Origin of the sequence: Clostridium acetobutylicum ATCC 824 (genome assembly GCF_000008765.1) — a bacterium.
GTDB classification, from domain to species: Bacteria; Bacillota; Clostridia; order Clostridiales; family Clostridiaceae; genus Clostridium_S; species Clostridium_S acetobutylicum.
Genome location: NC_003030.1, coordinates 1006220 through 1023421 on the forward strand (window position 1 = coordinate 1006220; position 17202 = coordinate 1023421).

At 29.7% G+C, this 17202-nt stretch carries 17 protein-coding genes; 13 read left to right on the forward strand and 4 right to left on the reverse strand.

Features of this window, described 5'->3' with window-relative positions:
- The first annotated feature begins 90 nt into the window (after nt 1–90).
- From CA_RS04680 to CA_RS04700, 5 genes are all read left to right on the forward strand, one after another.
- Nucleotides 91–546, forward strand: coding sequence for a MarR family transcriptional regulator (locus tag CA_RS04680; RefSeq protein WP_010964194.1), 456 nt, complete (start codon nt 91–93; stop codon nt 544–546).
- A 24-nt stretch (nt 547–570) separates the two neighbouring features.
- Nucleotides 571–1746 (forward strand): SAM-dependent methyltransferase, encoded by a 1176-nt coding sequence (locus CA_RS04685; RefSeq protein ID WP_010964195.1) that lies wholly within the window; start codon nt 571–573, stop codon nt 1744–1746.
- 274 nt (nt 1747–2020) lie between these two features.
- Entirely contained in the window at nt 2021–2686 is a 666-nt protein-coding gene (locus CA_RS04690; protein ID WP_010964196.1) for an amino acid ABC transporter permease, read from the forward strand.
- A 12-nt stretch (nt 2687–2698) separates the two neighbouring features.
- Nucleotides 2699–3430, forward strand: coding sequence for an amino acid ABC transporter ATP-binding protein (locus tag CA_RS04695; protein ID WP_010964197.1), 732 nt, complete (start codon nt 2699–2701; stop codon nt 3428–3430).
- A 13-nt stretch (nt 3431–3443) separates the two neighbouring features.
- On the forward strand, nt 3444–4262 hold the full coding sequence (locus CA_RS04700) for a transporter substrate-binding domain-containing protein (protein WP_010964198.1): 819 nt from the start codon (nt 3444–3446) through the stop codon (nt 4260–4262).
- A 32-nt stretch (nt 4263–4294) separates the two neighbouring features.
- Here CA_RS04700 and CA_RS04705 read toward each other — a convergent pair whose 3' ends face one another.
- On the reverse strand, nt 4295–4867 hold the full coding sequence (locus CA_RS04705) for a DUF1836 domain-containing protein (RefSeq protein ID WP_010964199.1): 573 nt from the start codon (nt 4865–4867) through the stop codon (nt 4295–4297).
- Nucleotides 4868–5066: 199 nt separating this feature from the next.
- Here CA_RS04705 and trhA point away from each other — a divergent pair, with 199 nt between their 5' ends.
- Together trhA and CA_RS04715 are read left to right on the forward strand one after the other, a co-directional pair.
- The gene (trhA, locus tag CA_RS04710; RefSeq protein WP_010964200.1) at nt 5067–5711 is read left to right on the forward strand and encodes a PAQR family membrane homeostasis protein TrhA; all 645 of its coding nucleotides are present in this window, start codon (nt 5067–5069) and stop codon (nt 5709–5711) included.
- 145 nt (nt 5712–5856) lie between these two features.
- On the forward strand, nt 5857–7203 hold the full coding sequence (locus CA_RS04715) for an MATE family efflux transporter (RefSeq protein ID WP_010964201.1): 1347 nt from the start codon (nt 5857–5859) through the stop codon (nt 7201–7203).
- Nucleotides 7204–7207: 4 nt separating this feature from the next.
- Here the strand turns inward: CA_RS04715 and CA_RS04720 are convergent, their stop codons facing one another.
- Nucleotides 7208–7897: a Crp/Fnr family transcriptional regulator gene (locus tag CA_RS04720; RefSeq protein ID WP_010964202.1), complete on the reverse strand. Its 690-nt coding sequence runs from the start codon at nt 7895–7897 to the stop codon at nt 7208–7210.
- A gap of 123 nt (nt 7898–8020) precedes the next feature.
- Between CA_RS04720 and CA_RS04725 the strand changes: the two genes are divergently transcribed.
- From CA_RS04725 to CA_RS04740, 4 genes are all read left to right on the forward strand, one after another.
- Nucleotides 8021–8731, forward strand: a complete 711-nt coding sequence (locus CA_RS04725) for an ATP-binding protein (RefSeq protein WP_010964203.1) — start codon at nt 8021–8023, stop codon at nt 8729–8731.
- Nucleotides 8732–8890: 159 nt separating this feature from the next.
- Nucleotides 8891–9976, forward strand: coding sequence for a hypothetical protein (locus tag CA_RS04730; protein WP_010964204.1), 1086 nt, complete (start codon nt 8891–8893; stop codon nt 9974–9976).
- A 109-nt stretch (nt 9977–10085) separates the two neighbouring features.
- Nucleotides 10086–11798 carry an adenine deaminase gene (gene ade, locus CA_RS04735; protein ID WP_010964205.1) on the forward strand — a complete coding sequence of 571 codons (1713 nt, stop codon included), beginning with the start codon at nt 10086–10088 and terminating at the stop codon, nt 11796–11798.
- A gap of 191 nt (nt 11799–11989) precedes the next feature.
- Nucleotides 11990–13810: an LTA synthase family protein gene (locus tag CA_RS04740; RefSeq protein WP_010964206.1), complete on the forward strand. Its 1821-nt coding sequence runs from the start codon at nt 11990–11992 to the stop codon at nt 13808–13810.
- A gap of 24 nt (nt 13811–13834) precedes the next feature.
- On the opposite strand, the gene CA_RS04745 is transcribed toward CA_RS04740, so the two are convergent.
- Together CA_RS04745 and CA_RS04750 are read right to left on the reverse strand one after the other, a co-directional pair.
- A complete protein-coding gene (locus CA_RS04745) occupies nt 13835–14623 on the reverse strand; it encodes a YibE/F family protein (protein WP_010964207.1) in 789 nt (262 codons plus the stop codon).
- Nucleotides 14620–15765 carry a YibE/F family protein gene (locus CA_RS04750; RefSeq protein ID WP_010964208.1) on the reverse strand — a complete coding sequence of 382 codons (1146 nt, stop codon included), beginning with the start codon at nt 15763–15765 and terminating at the stop codon, nt 14620–14622. The genes CA_RS04745 and CA_RS04750 overlap by 4 nt, the downstream gene beginning before the upstream one ends.
- A gap of 154 nt (nt 15766–15919) precedes the next feature.
- Between CA_RS04750 and CA_RS04755 the strand changes: the two genes are divergently transcribed.
- Together CA_RS04755 and aroF are read left to right on the forward strand one after the other, a co-directional pair.
- Nucleotides 15920–16072: a hypothetical protein gene (locus CA_RS04755; RefSeq protein ID WP_010964209.1), complete on the forward strand. Its 153-nt coding sequence runs from the start codon at nt 15920–15922 to the stop codon at nt 16070–16072.
- Between the two features lie 112 nt (nt 16073–16184).
- Nucleotides 16185–17198, forward strand: coding sequence for a 3-deoxy-7-phosphoheptulonate synthase (gene aroF, locus CA_RS04760; protein WP_010964210.1), 1014 nt, complete (start codon nt 16185–16187; stop codon nt 17196–17198).
- The last annotated feature ends 4 nt before the right edge of the window (nt 17199–17202 follow it).

The window sequence follows — 17202 nt, forward strand, 5'->3', positions numbered from 1 at the left end:
TAGTAATAATATGTAAGACTAAATTTGACAAAAAAAATGTTACTATATATAATAGTTATAAAATATAACAAAAAAATAGGAGTAACTAACATGGGGAATGATCAAATTGATGAAATTGTTAATGATATTTTTTATGTAATGCCCGCTTTCGCTAAAACTATGTTTGGGTTACTTGAAAGTACCTTTTATCATTGTGAGTTATCAAATTCAAGCATAAGAGTACTATTTGCATTAAATAATCATAAAAAGATTACTATTACTGATTTAGGAAAAGTTCTTTGTGCTCATAAGCCTAATGTAACATCATGGGTAGATTGCTTGGTGAAAAATGATTTGGCATGTAGGCTGTATGATGATAACGACAGAAGAATAATATATATTTCTCTTACGGAAAATGGAAAGCTTACTATTGATAAATGCAAAGAGGTTTTGAACAAGTCTTTTGCTGAAAGATTAGCACATTTAAATGATGAAGACTTAGAGTTACTTATTCAAACGCTTAATAATATGTCAATGCTATTAAATAAAATAAATGGACATAGTTAAAATATAATCTTGGGAGTGAGAAAAATGGATACAAACAAATTATTTTATAAAACTTTGTTTAAAGGACTTTTTTCGGACACATGTGAAGTAAGGTTCTGGGATGGTGAAACAGAAAAATACGGTGAAGGTGAGAGTAAATTCAAGATAATTTTTAATGAGCCTATATCTAAAGGAGATGTCATAAAAGATCCTTCAATGGCATTTGGTGAAGGATACATGGAGAAAAAGCTTGATATTGAAGGTAGTGTTGAAGATGTTATCCAATCACTATACAACAATAAAGAAAGCTTTATGAGAAATGGAGAAAAGTATTCCAAGCTCATTAAAATCTTACCTAATACAATTAGAAAAAGTAAAAAAGATATAAAGTTTCACTATGATATAGGAAATGACTTCTATAAATTATGGCTAGATAAAACAATGACATATTCATGTGGATATTTTAAATCCCCTAATGACAGTTTAGAGCAGGCACAGAAAAATAAAGTTGAACATATATTAAAAAAATTATCCCTAAAGAAAGACGTTACTTTGTTAGATATAGGATGCGGTTGGGGAGAACTTATAATAACCGCTGCAAAGGAATATGGAGTTAAAGCTCTTGGAGTTACTTTAAGTGAAGAACAATTTAAGGTTGTTAAGGAAAGAGTGAAAAAAGAAGGACTTGAAGGAAGAGTTGATGTAATTCTTGAAGATTATAGAGAGATAAAAAATAGAACTTTTGATAGAGTAGTAAGTGTTGGAATGATAGAGCATGTAGGTAAGGAGAATATAGCTGAATACTTTGAGACAGTGAACAAGCTTCTTAATAAAGGTGGAATTTCACTTCTTCATTGTATAACAGGAGTAAAAAAAGGCGGTACAAATACCTGGATAAATAATTATATTTTCCCGGGCGGATATGTTCCTGCTGTTAGAGAATTAGTTAACAATATTTCAGAACAAGATTTTTATTTAGTAGATGCTGAAAGTTTAAGAAGACATTATGGTAAGACACTTGAATGTTGGGCAGAAAATTTTGAAAATGCTATGGATGAGATTAAAAAAATGAAGGAAGAGCCTTTTATAAGAATGTGGAGATTATATCTAAATGCTTGTGCAGCATCATTTAATAGTGGAAATATTGATATACATCAATTTCTTTTTACAAAAGATATTAACGATGAAATATCTTGGACTAGGGAATATATGTATAAATAATTCTAACAGTTAATTAGGGCTTCTATATTTAAGTTTAATCTGTGTACAATAAATAAATTATATTCACAGATTAAGTTTAAGTGTAGAAGCTTTTATTATGTAATAATTAATAAGATAAATTTTTCTTAATATATCTATCTTATATTTTAAAAAGTTAAAAAAATGTTGACATTTTGTGAATATAAGTTTAAAATGTGTATAGTATTAAACATATTAGTTTAGTAGGTATTTTATTCAAGAATATTAAAGCACCTATACGGTAGGAGGAATAAAGATGAATTTTAGCGTTGGATATTTTTTGAATTCATTTCCGGATTTATTAAAGTATATTCATTATACGATATTTATGGCGGTAATATCAACAATTATAGGACTTGTTATAGCAACTATTCTTGCACCTATAAAGATGCTTAAAATAAAGGGATTATCTCAAGTTATAGGAGTGTATATATCTTTTTTTAGAGGAACACCGCTTTTGGTACAATTATTTGTTTTTTATTATGGACTTCCACAACTAATAAAACCTCTGAAAAATGTAACGCCACTTGAGGCAATGATTTTAGGACTTAGTTTATGTGGTTCAGCTTATATGGCAGAAATAATAAGAGGAGCTATAGAGTCAGTTGAAAAAGGACAAATGGAGGCAGCTTTGTCAGTTGGAATGACTAAATTTCAAGCGTTTACTAGAATAATTTATCCTCAAGCAATAAGAGTGGCAATCCCAGGAATAGGAAATCAATTTGTGGATTTGTTAAAAAGTTCATCTCTTGCTTTTGTTCTAGGTTTAACAGAAATTTTAGCCAGAGCACAAATGAATGCGGCTTCTAGTTTTAAGGTTATGGAAAGTTATCTTTCTTTAGCAATAATATATTGGGTGACTGTTGAGATATTTAACTTTCTTCAAAGAATTATTGAAAAAAGAATATCAAGGGCATACTAAGGTGGTGAGTATATGATAAAAATTGAAAGTCTTCATAAAACTTATGGAGATAATGAGGTTTTAAAAGGAATAAGTTTAGAGATTAAAGCTGGAGAAATAGTAGCAGTTATAGGACCTTCTGGAACTGGTAAGTCTACCTTTCTTAGATGTTTGAATTACCTTGAAAGACCAGATAGCGGAACTTTACTTATAGGAGATGTAAGAGTTGATTTTGAGAATATAAGCAAAGATGAAGTATATAGTCTAAGAAAAAAAACTTCTATGGTATTTCAAAATTATAATTTGTTTAAGAACAAAACTGCATTGGAAAATGTAATGGAGGCTCTTAGGGTTGTAAAAAAAATGCCTAAAGATGAAGCTGAAAAAGTAAGTTTAGAAGCGCTTAAGCAGGTAGGACTTTTGGATAAGGCGAATAGCTATCCATCAAGGCTTTCCGGGGGGCAACAGCAGAGAATTGGTATAGCTAGAGCAATGGTATTGAAGCCTGAGATTATTTTATTTGACGAACCTACATCAGCTCTTGATCCAGAATGGGTAGGAGAGGTTTTAGATGTAATAAAGGGGATTGCAAGCAGGCATCTAACAATGATAATAGTTACTCATGAAATGAGTTTTGCAAGAGAGATAGCGGACAAAATTGTTTTCCTTGACGGAGGAAAGATAATTCAATATGGAACACCAGAAGAGGTGTTTGAGAAATCTAATAATGATAGGGTAAATCAATTTATAAAAAAGTTACACTAGGAGGAAATAAAAAATGAAGAAGAAGTTAATTACATTATCAATGGCATTATTAATGAGTGTAGGAATATTCACTGGATGTACACAAAGCGGCACATCAAATAGTGATAATAGCGATAAGAATGTTATAAAAGTAGGTACTTCTACTGACTATAGGCCGTTTGCGTTTATAAATCAAGGTGAGAGCCAGGATAAGGTAAAGGGCCTTGAGATTGATGTATGGAATGAAATTGGAAAGAGAAATAATTGGAAGGTTAAGTATGTAATAGCTAATTGGAATGGCTTAATAGGTATGCTTGATTCTGGAAAGGTCGATACAGTAGCTCATCAGGTTACAGTTACAGAAGAAAGAAAAGGAAAATATTATTTTTCAGATCCATATGTTTACTCAGGAGTTCAACTTGCAGTTAAAAAAGGAAATAATTCAGTACAATCTTTAAAAGATTTAAATGGAAAAACAGTTGCAGTTGAATCAGGAATGAATTTCTATAAAGCTATAGAAAAATATAATGCTAATGGTGGGAAAGTTAATATAAAACAGTACAGTGATTATAATTCAATCTTTTCTGAGGTTAACTTAGGAAGAGCAGATGCACTTGTAGAGGATAAACTTGCTATAATGGATACTATAAAGAACTCAAAATACGATCTTGAGCTTGCAGGAAAGCCTATAGAGAATATGGAAAATGCATATCCATTTATTAAAAACACTGCAAACAAGCAAAAAGTAGATAAAATAAATAAAACATTAGCAGCAATGAGAAAAGATGGAACCTTAAAGAAAATATCAGAAAAATGGTTCGGAGCAGACATAACTTCAAATACGGAAGAATAAAAAATAACTATGGTGCCAGTAAGGCATCATAGTTATTTTTTATTATCACTATCTTTAAAATAACAATCAATAATTTTTTCAGCCATTCTTTTTTGTATATTTGCACTTAAAATTAATTCTGATATTAATAAGAAGAGCTGTTCGTTTTTAGTCTTATCTTCAGTGTTAGTTTTGTCTAAAAAATTTAATTTATCATCTAAGCCTTTTATAAATGAAGCGGAAGAATTCTTTTGTGCTAATAAAAACTTATCATATAAATCGTCAATATTTATACCATCAGTTGAACTTACCATGAAATTTAGTAAATCTCCTATATCACCAATTGAAAGTGTCTGCTTTAGATGATATATAAATATTAACATCATCATATTTTCTTTGCTGTATTTTTTTTTAATAGGAGGAGCTATTAATTTATTTTTTGTATAATTATTTATCATAGTTTTAGTTAAGATAATATCATCATCACTTCTTTTAAAGGCTTTAAGCTTATTTTCCATAAAAGATGTGACTTGATCCATATACAAATCTATATCTGGAATTTCATGGTTTTTAATTGGAGTATAATCGAGTATTTGTTTAGCTAATTCTAAAATTTCATCATTCATATTATCACCTTTTTATATTATATAGCATTGCTTTGTAGGTAACAACATGAATTTATTTTAGTAATATTGTAAAGAATATAAATATATGAAGCTTCTTTAAAATTTATATTGCAATATAATTATACATGTTGTATTATATTGATATAGTGATAAGTAGTTTTAAAAACTACATGATAAAATTTTATTAGAAGGTGATAGTATGTTTTCGAAATTAAAGGATCCTGTAAGTGGAATTACTCACTTGGTGGGAGCTGTTTTATCTATAATTGCTTTGGTTTGTATGGTTCATCACTCTATAGTTGCGGACAGTAAGATTAGTATTGCTGCGTCTATAATTTTTGGAGTAAGTCTAATTTTTCTATATTCAGCCAGTGCATCATATCATTTGATAAATGTATCTAGGCGTTTAACAACAATTTTAAGGAAAATTGATCATATGATGATCTTTGTTTTAATTGCAGGAACATATACTCCTATATGTTTAATAACTCTTAATGGTAAGATTGGTAATATAATATTGTTTCTAATATGGGCAGTTGCCATATTAGGTATAGTATTAAAGCTTGTATGGTTTAATGCACCTAGATGGTTATATACTTTATTTTATATAGCTATGGGATGGATTGTTGTATTTGCTTTTGCACCCATAAGTAGAATTATGGCACTTCCTGGAATAATCTTCATGGTTTTAGGTGGAATTGTTTATAGTATGGGTGGAATTATATATGCTTTAAAGTGGCCAGTAAGAAATGCTAAGTACTTTGGATTTCATGAGATTTTTCATCTATTTGTTATGGCAGGAAGTTTATTTCATTTTATTATGATATACAACTATGTCATATAAATTATTGCTTAGAGTATAAAGTGTATTTTATACTCTAAGTTTATTTTTTGGTTAATTTGCAAGGGAGTTGATTTATTGATAAAAAGTATTTAGAATTTATAGATGTAAGCTAAATTATAAGAGACATGTAGGAAGGAGAAATACGATGAATGAACCTAATGAACTTGAAACGGAAGGAGTGTGGAAGCTTCTTTTAAAATTTTCAATACCATCTATAATAGGGATGGTAGTTAATGCTTTATATAGTATTGTTGACAGAATATTTGTTGGAAGGGGGGTAAATTCTACTGCGCTTTCTGGCGTAGCTATAACATATCCAATAAGTAATGTTATACTTGCATTTGGAATGCTTGCAGGTATAGGATGTTCTGCTCTAGTCTCTATAAAACTTGGTCAGAAAAAGGTAAAACAAGCTGAAAAAATAATTGGAAATACCTTTACGCTTTTAATTATATTTTCTTTAGTAGTAACTTTTTTTGGACTAATATTTCTTGAACCTATGCTGAAGCTTTTGGGGGCAAGTAAAAATACAATGCCTTATGCTAAGCAGTTTGCTGTTATAATTTTATCTGGAGTGATTCTTCAAAATATGGGATTTGGTCTTAATTCAACGATGAGAGCTGAAGGCGACCCTAAAATGGCTATGAAAACTATGCTTATAGGAGCAGTTTTGAATTTTATCATGAATCCGCTTTTTATTTTTGTTTTAAAGTTAGGAGTAAGAGGTTCAGCACTGGCAACAATAGTTTCTCAAGCAGTTTGCTCTGTATGGGTTCTTTATTATTTTATAAAAGGAAAAAGTTTCCTTAAGATAAAAAGAGAGAATATAAGACTTAGAAGAGAAGTAGTAAGAGAGGTAATATCAATAGGTATGTCACCTTTTGCTATGCAGCTTGCAGCAAGTCTTATTACCATTACATTTAATAAAAGCTTAGAAAAGTACGGTGGAGACACTTCAATTGCAGCTTTTTCACTTATAAGCAGCATTCAAATGTTGATATTGATGCCTATATTTGGAATAAATCAAGGTTCTCAACCTATAATAGGATATAATTATGGGGCAAAAAATATAAAACGTGTAAAGAAAGCTCTGTGGTATGCTGTTCTTTCAGCATTATGTATTTCTTTTTTGGGATTTATTATTGTACAGATATTCCCAACACAAATTATATCGCTATTTAATAAAAACGACATGAAGCTTATAGGGGTTGGAACAAGAGGAATATCAATTTTTCTTTTGATGCTTCCAGTAATAGGGCCTCAAGCGGTTTGTACTAATTACTTTCAGGCAGTTGGTAAGGCTAAAAAGTCAATGCTTTTAAGCCTTTTAAGGCAAGTAATATTCTTACTTCCTTCGCTTATAGTACTTCCAAGGTTTTTTGGATTAAACGGCATTTGGGCAGCAGGACCAACTTCTGATTTTCTTGCTTTTGCAGTCACAACAATCATTATAATGATCGAAATGAAGAAGATAGGTGAAATAAACTCATAAGTTATTATTCTGCAGCTTCTAAAATTTCTTTTAAAGAGTTAATATCTAATATTGTAATAGATGTTCTATCAAAGTCTATAATTCCTTCTTCACGTAGGTTTATGAATTCTCTAGATAATGATGGCCTTGGAATTCCAAGCATTTCAGACAACTGTTTTTTTGACTTATTCATTTTAAAAGTTAAGTTATTTTGAGCTTCGTACTGTTCAAGTATATAGTTTGATATTTTCTCTCTTATAGTATGATAAGACATATTTTTTAATTTTTTATTCAACATCAATATCTTATTAGATAGAAGAGACATAAAGCCATTAAGGAAAAGGGAATTGTCGCTGCATAATTTAGATATTGAGGCTTTGGGAATAAAAATTATAGTACTTTTAGTACATGCTATTATTGTAGAAGGATAGCTTGTTTTATTGGAGAATATTATTGCTTCACCAAATATCTTGCTTTCTTCTAGTGTTGTTATTGTAAGACTTTTACCAGATTCGTAAATTTTCTGTATTTCAACACAACCGCTTAATACTATTCCAATTTTATTGCACGTATCGCCTTCAATTGCGATAGTTTCATCTTTATAGTATTCTTTTATTGAGTAATTTATAGATGAAAATAAATGATCAATTTCCTGAGTTTCAATTTTTGAAAATAAGATACAATGTTTTAATACGGTTAAAATTTTTTTATCCATGTTTTTCTCCCAATACTTTTTTGTGTAACATATGTTACTGATATATTTATATAATTTTAATATAATTTAATCATAAAGACAAGTAATTTTATTTTGCGGAACTTTATATTTAGGAGGAAAAAAATGAAAAGAAAAATAGTAAACATAGATAAAGATAAATGTAATGGATGTGGACTTTGTAGTGAAGCATGTCATGAAAATGCAATTGAAATAATTAATGGAAAAGCAGAGCTTTTATCTGATGAATATTGTGATGGTTTAGGAGATTGTTTACCTCATTGTCCAGTTGATGCAATAACTATAATAGAGAGAGAAAGTAAGGAATATGATGAAGAGGCAGTTCAGAGAAGAATTGAAGAAAAGAAAAAATCAAAGTTAGCTAAACCCTGTGGATGTCCAGGAGCTATGGCTAAAAAAATAGAAAGAGTAGCTAAGCCTTTAGCTAAAGTAAAGGAAGATAGGTCTTCTGTTTCAGAGTTAATGCAGTGGCCAGTTCAGTTAAGGCTTGTAAGTCCAGGAGCTCCATATTTTAAAAATGCTAATCTTTTAGTAGCTGCAGATTGTACAGCCTATGCTTATGGTGACTTTCACAATGATTTTATAAAGAATCATATAACAGTAATAGGATGTCCAAAACTTGATGATGTTACATATTACAAAGATAAGTTGAAAGAAATTATAGAACTTAATGACCTTAAGAGTATAACAGTTGTTAGAATGGAGGTACCTTGCTGTTCAGGCATAGTTTCAGCAGTAAAGACTGCTATGCTTGAAGCAAAAGTTATAGTACCTTTTAGAGAAGTTATTATAGGAACTAATGGTGAAATTAGATAAAAATAAGAACCTATTAAAATAAATGGGCGCTGCTTTAATGCAGTGTCCATTTATTTTAAGTTTAAATAGAAACGTATATAGCAAAATTTAGTATAAAGGTAATAAAGTCTTGGTGAATTCTATATAATATATTCAAAATGGAATTAAGGTGGAAAGAATATGGATAATCCTTTTTTTGAAAATGGTTTTTTATGTCCGAATGCATCCATAAACAATTTAGTTATAGAAAAAATGCCAACTGATAAAGTTAATAAAAATTTGCAAGGTAAAACTGCAATAGAAGTATTTTCTACAGAATTATTCATAAAAGAAATTAAGAAAAATGCTAATGAATTAAACTTAGATGTTGATAAAATAGAGGAGAAGATTTTACCTCAGTACTTAAATGATTTTTTGGAATGTGATTATTGTTTATCTAAGAGGATAGCAAATAATATTGTTAAGTTATTTGGTGAGAGGTTAGGAGTTATTTTATTAATCTTAAAGAAAGGTGAAAAAGAGAACAGACTTAAGAGAAAGGATTGGGATCAAAGGCATTGGGATTATTGGAAGAGTATTAAAAATGTAATTTTGGCAGGTGGACTTTCAAGTTCAAAGCTTGGTGAAAATTTGAGGTATCATGCATATAAGGTATTTGAAAATTCAAATGAAGATGGGTATAACATTATATTAAGCCAAAATTCGTCAAACATAGGTATAAAAGGTTGTAGTAGATATATAAAAGAAAATAATGGGGAAGAAGTATATTTGGTCTTTGATTGGGGACAAACTTTTATAAAGAGGGGTCTGGTGACAATTGGCAAGGATGGAGCTAAAGATATTATAAATTTAAATAAGGTTTTATCTAAGCATATATTATGCAGTTTTAAAGATGTTAGAGAAGAAAAAAAGGAAGCTATTAATTTGCATAAATATCTCTTAAGCATAATTGTAAGAACACTTGAAGAAATACAAGATAAAGTAAAAAAAGTCCAAGATAATATAGTAATTAGTGTGGCTAATTATGTTAGAAATGGAATTATGGCTAATAGGGGTGGGTACGGAAAACTGAGGCTTTTAACAAATAATTATGAAAAATATCTATCCTGTTCCTTATATAGAATAACCAAAAGAGAATTTAAAATTAAATTAATACATGATGGTACTGCTATGGCTGCTGAATTTTCAAACTATCCAAATTCAGTGTGTATATCTTTAGGAACAGTGTTTGGAGTAGGATTTCCTGTTTTAGAGAATGCTAACTAAAATTTTATTATAAGAGATTATTGTAAGTATGAGCTTTGTGATTTTTCTTGAAAAAAGATAGAAATTATAATATCCTTATATATAAAATAAATTATTAAAGGTGACTTATATGTATTGTATTGAGGAAAAAATAGAAAAAGCATTGGGAATAAAAGAAGCCTCACTTGTACTTAAAAATTGTAATATAGTAAATGTATTTTCAAGTGAGATAATACGTGGAGATCTTGCTATAGATGGGGACACTATAATAGGAATAGGGAAATATAAAGGAAAAACTGAAATAGATTTAAGTAATAAATATGTAGCTCCTGGATTTATAGATTCACATGTGCATATAGAATCATCTATGGTTTCGCCTAAGGAATTTGCAAGAGCAGTTATATCAAGGGGAACCACAACTATAATTGTTGACCCACATGAAATAGCTAATGTGTGTGGAATGGATGGGATAAAATACATGATGGAGGAAACAAAGAATATGCCACTTGATGTATTTTTTATGCTTTCATCATGTGTTCCGGCAACTAGTTTTGAAACTTCAGGTGCAGTTCTTAAGGCTGAGGACTTAAAGGAATTGATTGACAGTGATAGAGTGCTTGGCTTAGGTGAAATGATGAACTATCCTGGTGTATTAAGTAGAGAAGAGGAAGTACTAAATAAATTAAAGCTTGCAGGAAGTTATAATAAGATAGTTGATGGTCATGCACCTTCAGTTAGAGGAAATGAATTAAATGCATATAATTTGGCTGGAATAAAAACTGATCATGAGTGCAGCAGTATAGAAGAAATGAATGAGAAGATAAGAAACGGAATGTATATAGCAATTAGAGAAGGCTCTGCAGCAAAAAACTTAGATATACTTATAAAAGGAGTTAATGCTAAAAATGAAAGAAGAATTATGTTCTGTGCAGATGATAGACATCCAGATGATATTTTAAAATCAGGGCATATGGATAATTGTGTAAGAAGAGCTATATATAATGGAATTGAAAATACAGCGGCTATTAGGATGGCAAGTATTAATGCAGCTGAATGCTATAAGCTTGAAAGAGTTGGAGCAATTGCACCTTCATATAAAGCTGATTTAGTTGTTTTGGAGGATTTAAAGGATGTTAAAGTAAACATGGTAATAAAAAGTGGAGAAGTGGTATTTAAGGACAATAAGCATTTAAAGGATATGGGAAGTAAAAGCGATATTACGAAGGTCAGCAATACAGTTAATATAAAAAAAGTAAGTGAAGAAAATTTAGAACTAAAATTAGATACAGATGTTTGCAGCATTATTTCCGTAGCTTTAAACAGTATATCAACTAAAAACGTAAAGAGAAAAGTCAATCTTAGTAATGGTATATTTAAATGCGAGCTCAATTATGGAATAAATAAAGTTGCAGTAATTGAAAGGCATAAGAAGTCTGGAAGTATAGGAATAGGTCTTGTAGAAAACTTTGGACTTAAAAGGGGAGCAATAGCATCCACAGTAGCTCATGATTCACACAATATAATAGTTCTTGGAAATAACGATGAGGATATGGTGAAGGCTGTAAATGAAATAGAAAGAGTTGGAGGAGGGATAACAATAAGTTTAGATGGGAAAATAATTGAAACACTTGAATTAGAAATAGCAGGATTAATGTCCAATAAATCAATGGAGTTTGTGGCAGAAAGAGTTTCAAAAATGATAAATATATGCCATAATACTTTAGGTGTAAATAAGGATATTCAGCCATTTATGACTCTTGCGTTTTTAGCACTTCCAGTTATACCAGAGATACGAATTACAGATAAAGGTGTATTTGATGTTGTGAATTTTAAATTTCTATAAATAAAAAGGAAGTTGATTATTTTGGAATATTAACATATTTTTGGTAGATAAGCTAAAAAAAATTAGTAAAAATATATTCATATAAGTAAAAAAATGTGATATGCTATATTGAGACTGAATATTGGTTTATTAAATGCAGCTTTAAAAAGCTGCATTTAATATGTAATAATTTACTTAGAGAGGAAAAACATATGAATAAGTTTTTGGATAAGTTTAAAACAATAAAATTTGATGTATTATTTATTATAACTTTCTTTATTTTGATTTTGAAGTTTTCTATATTTATTGGATTTACAACAATTACAAACGCGAACTTACTAACGGTATTCAATGGTTTTTTCAATATAGCATCTTATTCTATTTTAATAATATTTACACTTGGATATCTGTCTATAGCACTTTTATTTAAAAATAGAGCAAGAGGTACGGCGCTTATAGTATTGAATTTAATTATGTCAATAATACTTTTGGGAGATCTTTGGTATTACAGAGGGTTTAATTCATTTTTATCATTTCATTTACTCAAGGAAACAACAAATTTGGACGACCTTCAGGGAAGTATAATAGCAATGATACATAAGGAAGATTTAATATTTGTAGTTGATTTAGTAATCATTGCTGCGGTATATTTATTTTCTAGGAACAGCTATAAAAAGTGTAAGAGAAATATAAAGCTTTTTGCTATATTTATTTTGGTAGCTATGTTGTATATTCCGGTTTCAATAAGAATATTTCACAACTACACATATAAATACTGGACAGCTTCTAGATGGAACCCTATATACACTATGGAAAGAATATCGCCTATAGGATATCATGTGTATGATGGTATTGACTTTTTTAGTGATTTAAAGCCTCTTGCTTTAAATAAGAAGGATAAAGGCAAAATAAAGGCATGGTACAAAGAAAATCAAGAAAATCTTCCTGATAATAAATATAAAGGAATGTTTAAGGGAAAAAATCTATTAGTAATTCAGACAGAGTCTCTTGAGAACTTTGTAATAAATCAGAAGATAGATGGACAAGAAGTAACACCAAATTTAAATAAAATGATTAAGAATAGCATATACTTTTCAAATTACCATGAAAATGTGAATTTGGGAGTTAGTTCTGATGCTGATTTAATGACGAATGCATCAATATATCCAGTTAGAAGGGGAAGTACATTTTTTAGATTCCCTGATAATAAGTATAATTCTCTTCCTTCTATAATGAAGAAATATGGGTATTATACTATGGCAATACATCCAGATAAGGCAATGTATTGGAATTGGATGCCTGCTTTAAGTGCAATGGGTGGATTTGATAGAACTATAGATTCATCACATTTTAATGAATATGAAAAGATAAATTTGGGAATATCTGATGGAGCTTATTTAAAGCAACTTGAACCTATGATAGTAAATGAACAAAAACCTTTTTATGATTTTGTTGTAACACTTACAAACCATACACCATTTGTTCTTCCTACGAAATACAGAGAACTAAAATTAGATAAGGCATTTGATAGTACTGAAATGGGAGGGTATATGCAGTGTATACACTATACCGACAAACAAATTGGTATATTCTTAGATAAACTTAGAAATGCAGGAGTACTCCAAAATACTGTAGTTGTGATTTATGGTGATCATACAGGTATACACAAGTATTTTCAAAGCGAGATTCCTAAAATGCCTGGCATAAAGAATTGGATGATAGATGATCAAATGAAAATACCTCTTATAGTGTATGATGGAAGCGGAAAAATGCAGCAAGAGGAGAAGAATGTGACAGGTGGAGAAATAGATTTAATGCCTACAATCTTATATACTATGGGAGTGGACAAAAAATACTACGAACAAACTGTCATGGGAAGAAATCTTTTAAATACTAATAAGGATTATGATCTTTTAACTAATGGAAAAATTTTAGGAAATCCATCAGCAGAGGATAAGAAACATCTTTCAAAAGCGTTTAATATAAGTGATGATATAATACAAGGACAATATTTTGGAACAAAAAATAAATAACAAAGAATCCTATTCATGTTTTACTTAAGCTGAATAGGATTTTTTGTTACCGTTATGGTTTAATCTTTTAGAAAACAGAAGTCTTGAAGTTATAAAAGAAGTAATTGGAATTATTAGGATTATACCTATACCACTGGAGAAGCTTTGAAATAGTTCAGAGCAAAATACCTTGGTGTTTAGTATGTCATAAAAGGAATAATGCACTTCACTGAAATATATTGAAAGTGTCATAAAGCTTCCTATATAAGCGAAAAGAAGAGTGTTTGTCATTGTACCAAGAATATCCTTGCCAATGTTAATACCAGATTTAAATAGCTCATATTTTGTATGAGAAGGATTGTTTAAATATAGTTCATGTAGCGAAGAAGATATAGATATGGATACATCTATTATGGCTCCAAGTAGCCCCAAAAGTATTTGACACGATACTATTTTTGAGAAATTTAGCTGTACGTAGGTAGATAGGTAACCTAACGATTCTGCTTGTTCTTTTCCAAAACCTTGTATTTGAGCTTTACTACTTAGGTTGTAGGTTATTATAAGAGTTAACGCAACTACTATGACAACAGAAAATAAAGAGGATAAAGTTTTTAAATTAAAGCTATTTATAAAAAATAAGGTAGTAATTGTTATTATAATACATCCTATTATTGTTACCTTTAAAGGGTCAAACTTAGCGCCTATTAAAATTAACAGAATTAGCATTATTACGAAATTAAGAATCAGTGTAAAAAATGATTTTACTCCTCTTTTTCCTCCAACTATTATCATCAAGATAAAAAGAATGATAAGTAATAAAAATGGAACATTCATGATTTTATAAATTCTCCTATTCTTTTATTATTTAAAAGTACTACAGCTACAAAGATAGAAATAGGTATACTAATTACTATTCCTATACTTCCGGTAAGGGCCCTCAGTATCTCAAGAGATAAATTTTCATTTAGTATGTTGTAGAGAGGAGTTTGATTTCTAAGAAGCAGTATTATAAAAGGAATACTTCCACTAAAATATGCAAAAAGCATAGTGTTTGACATAGTCCCCATAATATCCTTGCCTATTTCTAATCCTGATTTTATAAGTGATTTTGTTTCTATACTTGGATTTTTTAAATAAAGTTCATTTATAGCAGCTGAAATTGAAATTGCTATGTCCATAATAGCACCTAAGGTACCTACTAAAAGTTCTATATAAAACATTTTTTCAGGCGGATGAGTTAAAAATTCCATCTCCTCAAACCTAACTCCGTTTGAGTTATTTAATTTTATTGCAGCTATAGCTATTAAAATTGTTATTGTTGTTCCAAGCAAAGTAGAAACCACTGCAGAAATTGTTTTTTTGTTTAACCCTGACACCATAATAAGAGATAAAACTGTAAAAAGCAGCATAGCTGTTAAGAATATAAATGCGATACTAAAGTTATTCAAAAAAAGCTCTATTACTATAGAGAATATTACTATATTTATTACCACACTTACTAAGGAGCGTAGTCCTGTTTTACCTGATATTGCAATTATAAGTAATATAAAAATGAAAGCCACGTAAAATACATATTTATCACGTTTTAGTTCAAGTATCTTAATGGACTTAGCGTTTCCCTTTACATTTTGTGATAGTGATATAAATACCTTATCATTTACATGTAGATTTATATCATTTATTTGTGAATAAGAAACTATATTTTCTAGTTTTATTTCTTTACCGGAGTACTTTCCGTTGAGAATTACTGCAGTTATATGCTGTTTTTTCATAGCTTCATATCTTCCGTCTGAGGTTTCTGATTTGAAGTTATTTTCCGATATGGAAAGTACTTTTGCAATGGTCTTTTTATATGAATTTTCATTTGAATTTACTATGTATACGCCTAGTAATAATAAAGATAACAAGGCTATGAATACAAGAAAATATTGCTTGTATTTGTTTGAAGGTATTATTTTTAATTTCAAAGGAAGCATTTCATCTATCTCCTAATATATATGTATTTTATATATAATAATAGCATATTAGGCAACAATAAGCATATGTTATTTTAATATTTCTATTGACACATGTTGTAAAAATGATATATAATTACAACATCAAAATAAATTTGTTTATGGAGTGAATAATATGGATACTATTAGAAAGGAAAATACAACTAAAAATTATTATTGGTTCAGCCTAGGCTATTATTACTTTAGTAGCGTTGGTTTTTTTGCATATCAAAAAATAATAAATTTTCTTTCTAATGAGTTTTACAATTTAAATTGTGTTGAATGTTAAGGCAACACAAGATATTTAAGAATATCAATTATTGTTTAAATATAGGGCTCATATGAGCCCTATTTTTTTTATAAAAAAACAAGAACAGAAAACAGAAAGGGGCTATCAAAAGATGGTAATTATATTTAAACAAAATACTGAAAAATCAGAAATTGAAAAAATTAAGAGGGCAATAGAGGGTGATGGCTGTGAAACAACAGTATCACATGGTAAAGACTACATTGTTGTAGGAGTAATAGGAGATACGAGTAAAGTGAATATTGAGAGAATTCAGGCAAATGAAAATGTTGATAAAGTTGTGAGAGTTCAGGAACCTTATAAAAAGGCTGGAAGACACTTTCATCCACAGGATACTATAGTGGATGTAGATGGAAGCAAAATAGGAGGAAAAAGACTTGCTGTTATAGCAGGACCTTGCTCAGTAGAAAGTGAAGAGCAAATAGTTGAAATTGCGAAAAGAGTAAAACAAAGTGGGGCTAATTTTCTAAGAGGAGGAGCTTTTAAACCAAGAACTTCACCTTACAGTTTTCAAGGATTGGAATTAGAGGGTTTAGATCTTCTTAAACTTGCTAAAAAAGAAACAGGACTTCCAATAGTAACAGAAATCATGAGTGCAGATTTTATTGATAGATTTGTAGAGGATGTTGATGTTATACAGGTAGGAGCAAGAAATATGCAAAACTTCACACTTCTAAAGGAATTGGGAAAAACTAGAAAAACAATATTATTGAAAAGGGGATTAAGCGCAACAATTGAAGAATTTCTTATGGCAGCTGAGTATATTATGTCAGAAGGAAATGAAAATGTAGTATTGTGTGAAAGAGGAATAAGGACATTTGAAACTTACACAAGAAATACACTTGATTTAAGCGTTGTTCCTGCAATAAAGAAATTAAGTCACTTGCCAGTAATTATTGACCCTAGTCATGCTGCTGGAATGTGGTGGATGGTTGAACCTTTAGCTAAAGCGGCGGTTGCAGTTGGAGCTGATGGACTTATGATAGAAGTTCATAATGATCCTGCTAACGCTAAGAGTGATGGACAGCAATCAATAAAGCCAGATAAATTTGATGAAATCATGAAGAAAGTTAGAGCTATTGCAGAAATAGAAGGAAAACAAGTATAAAAGA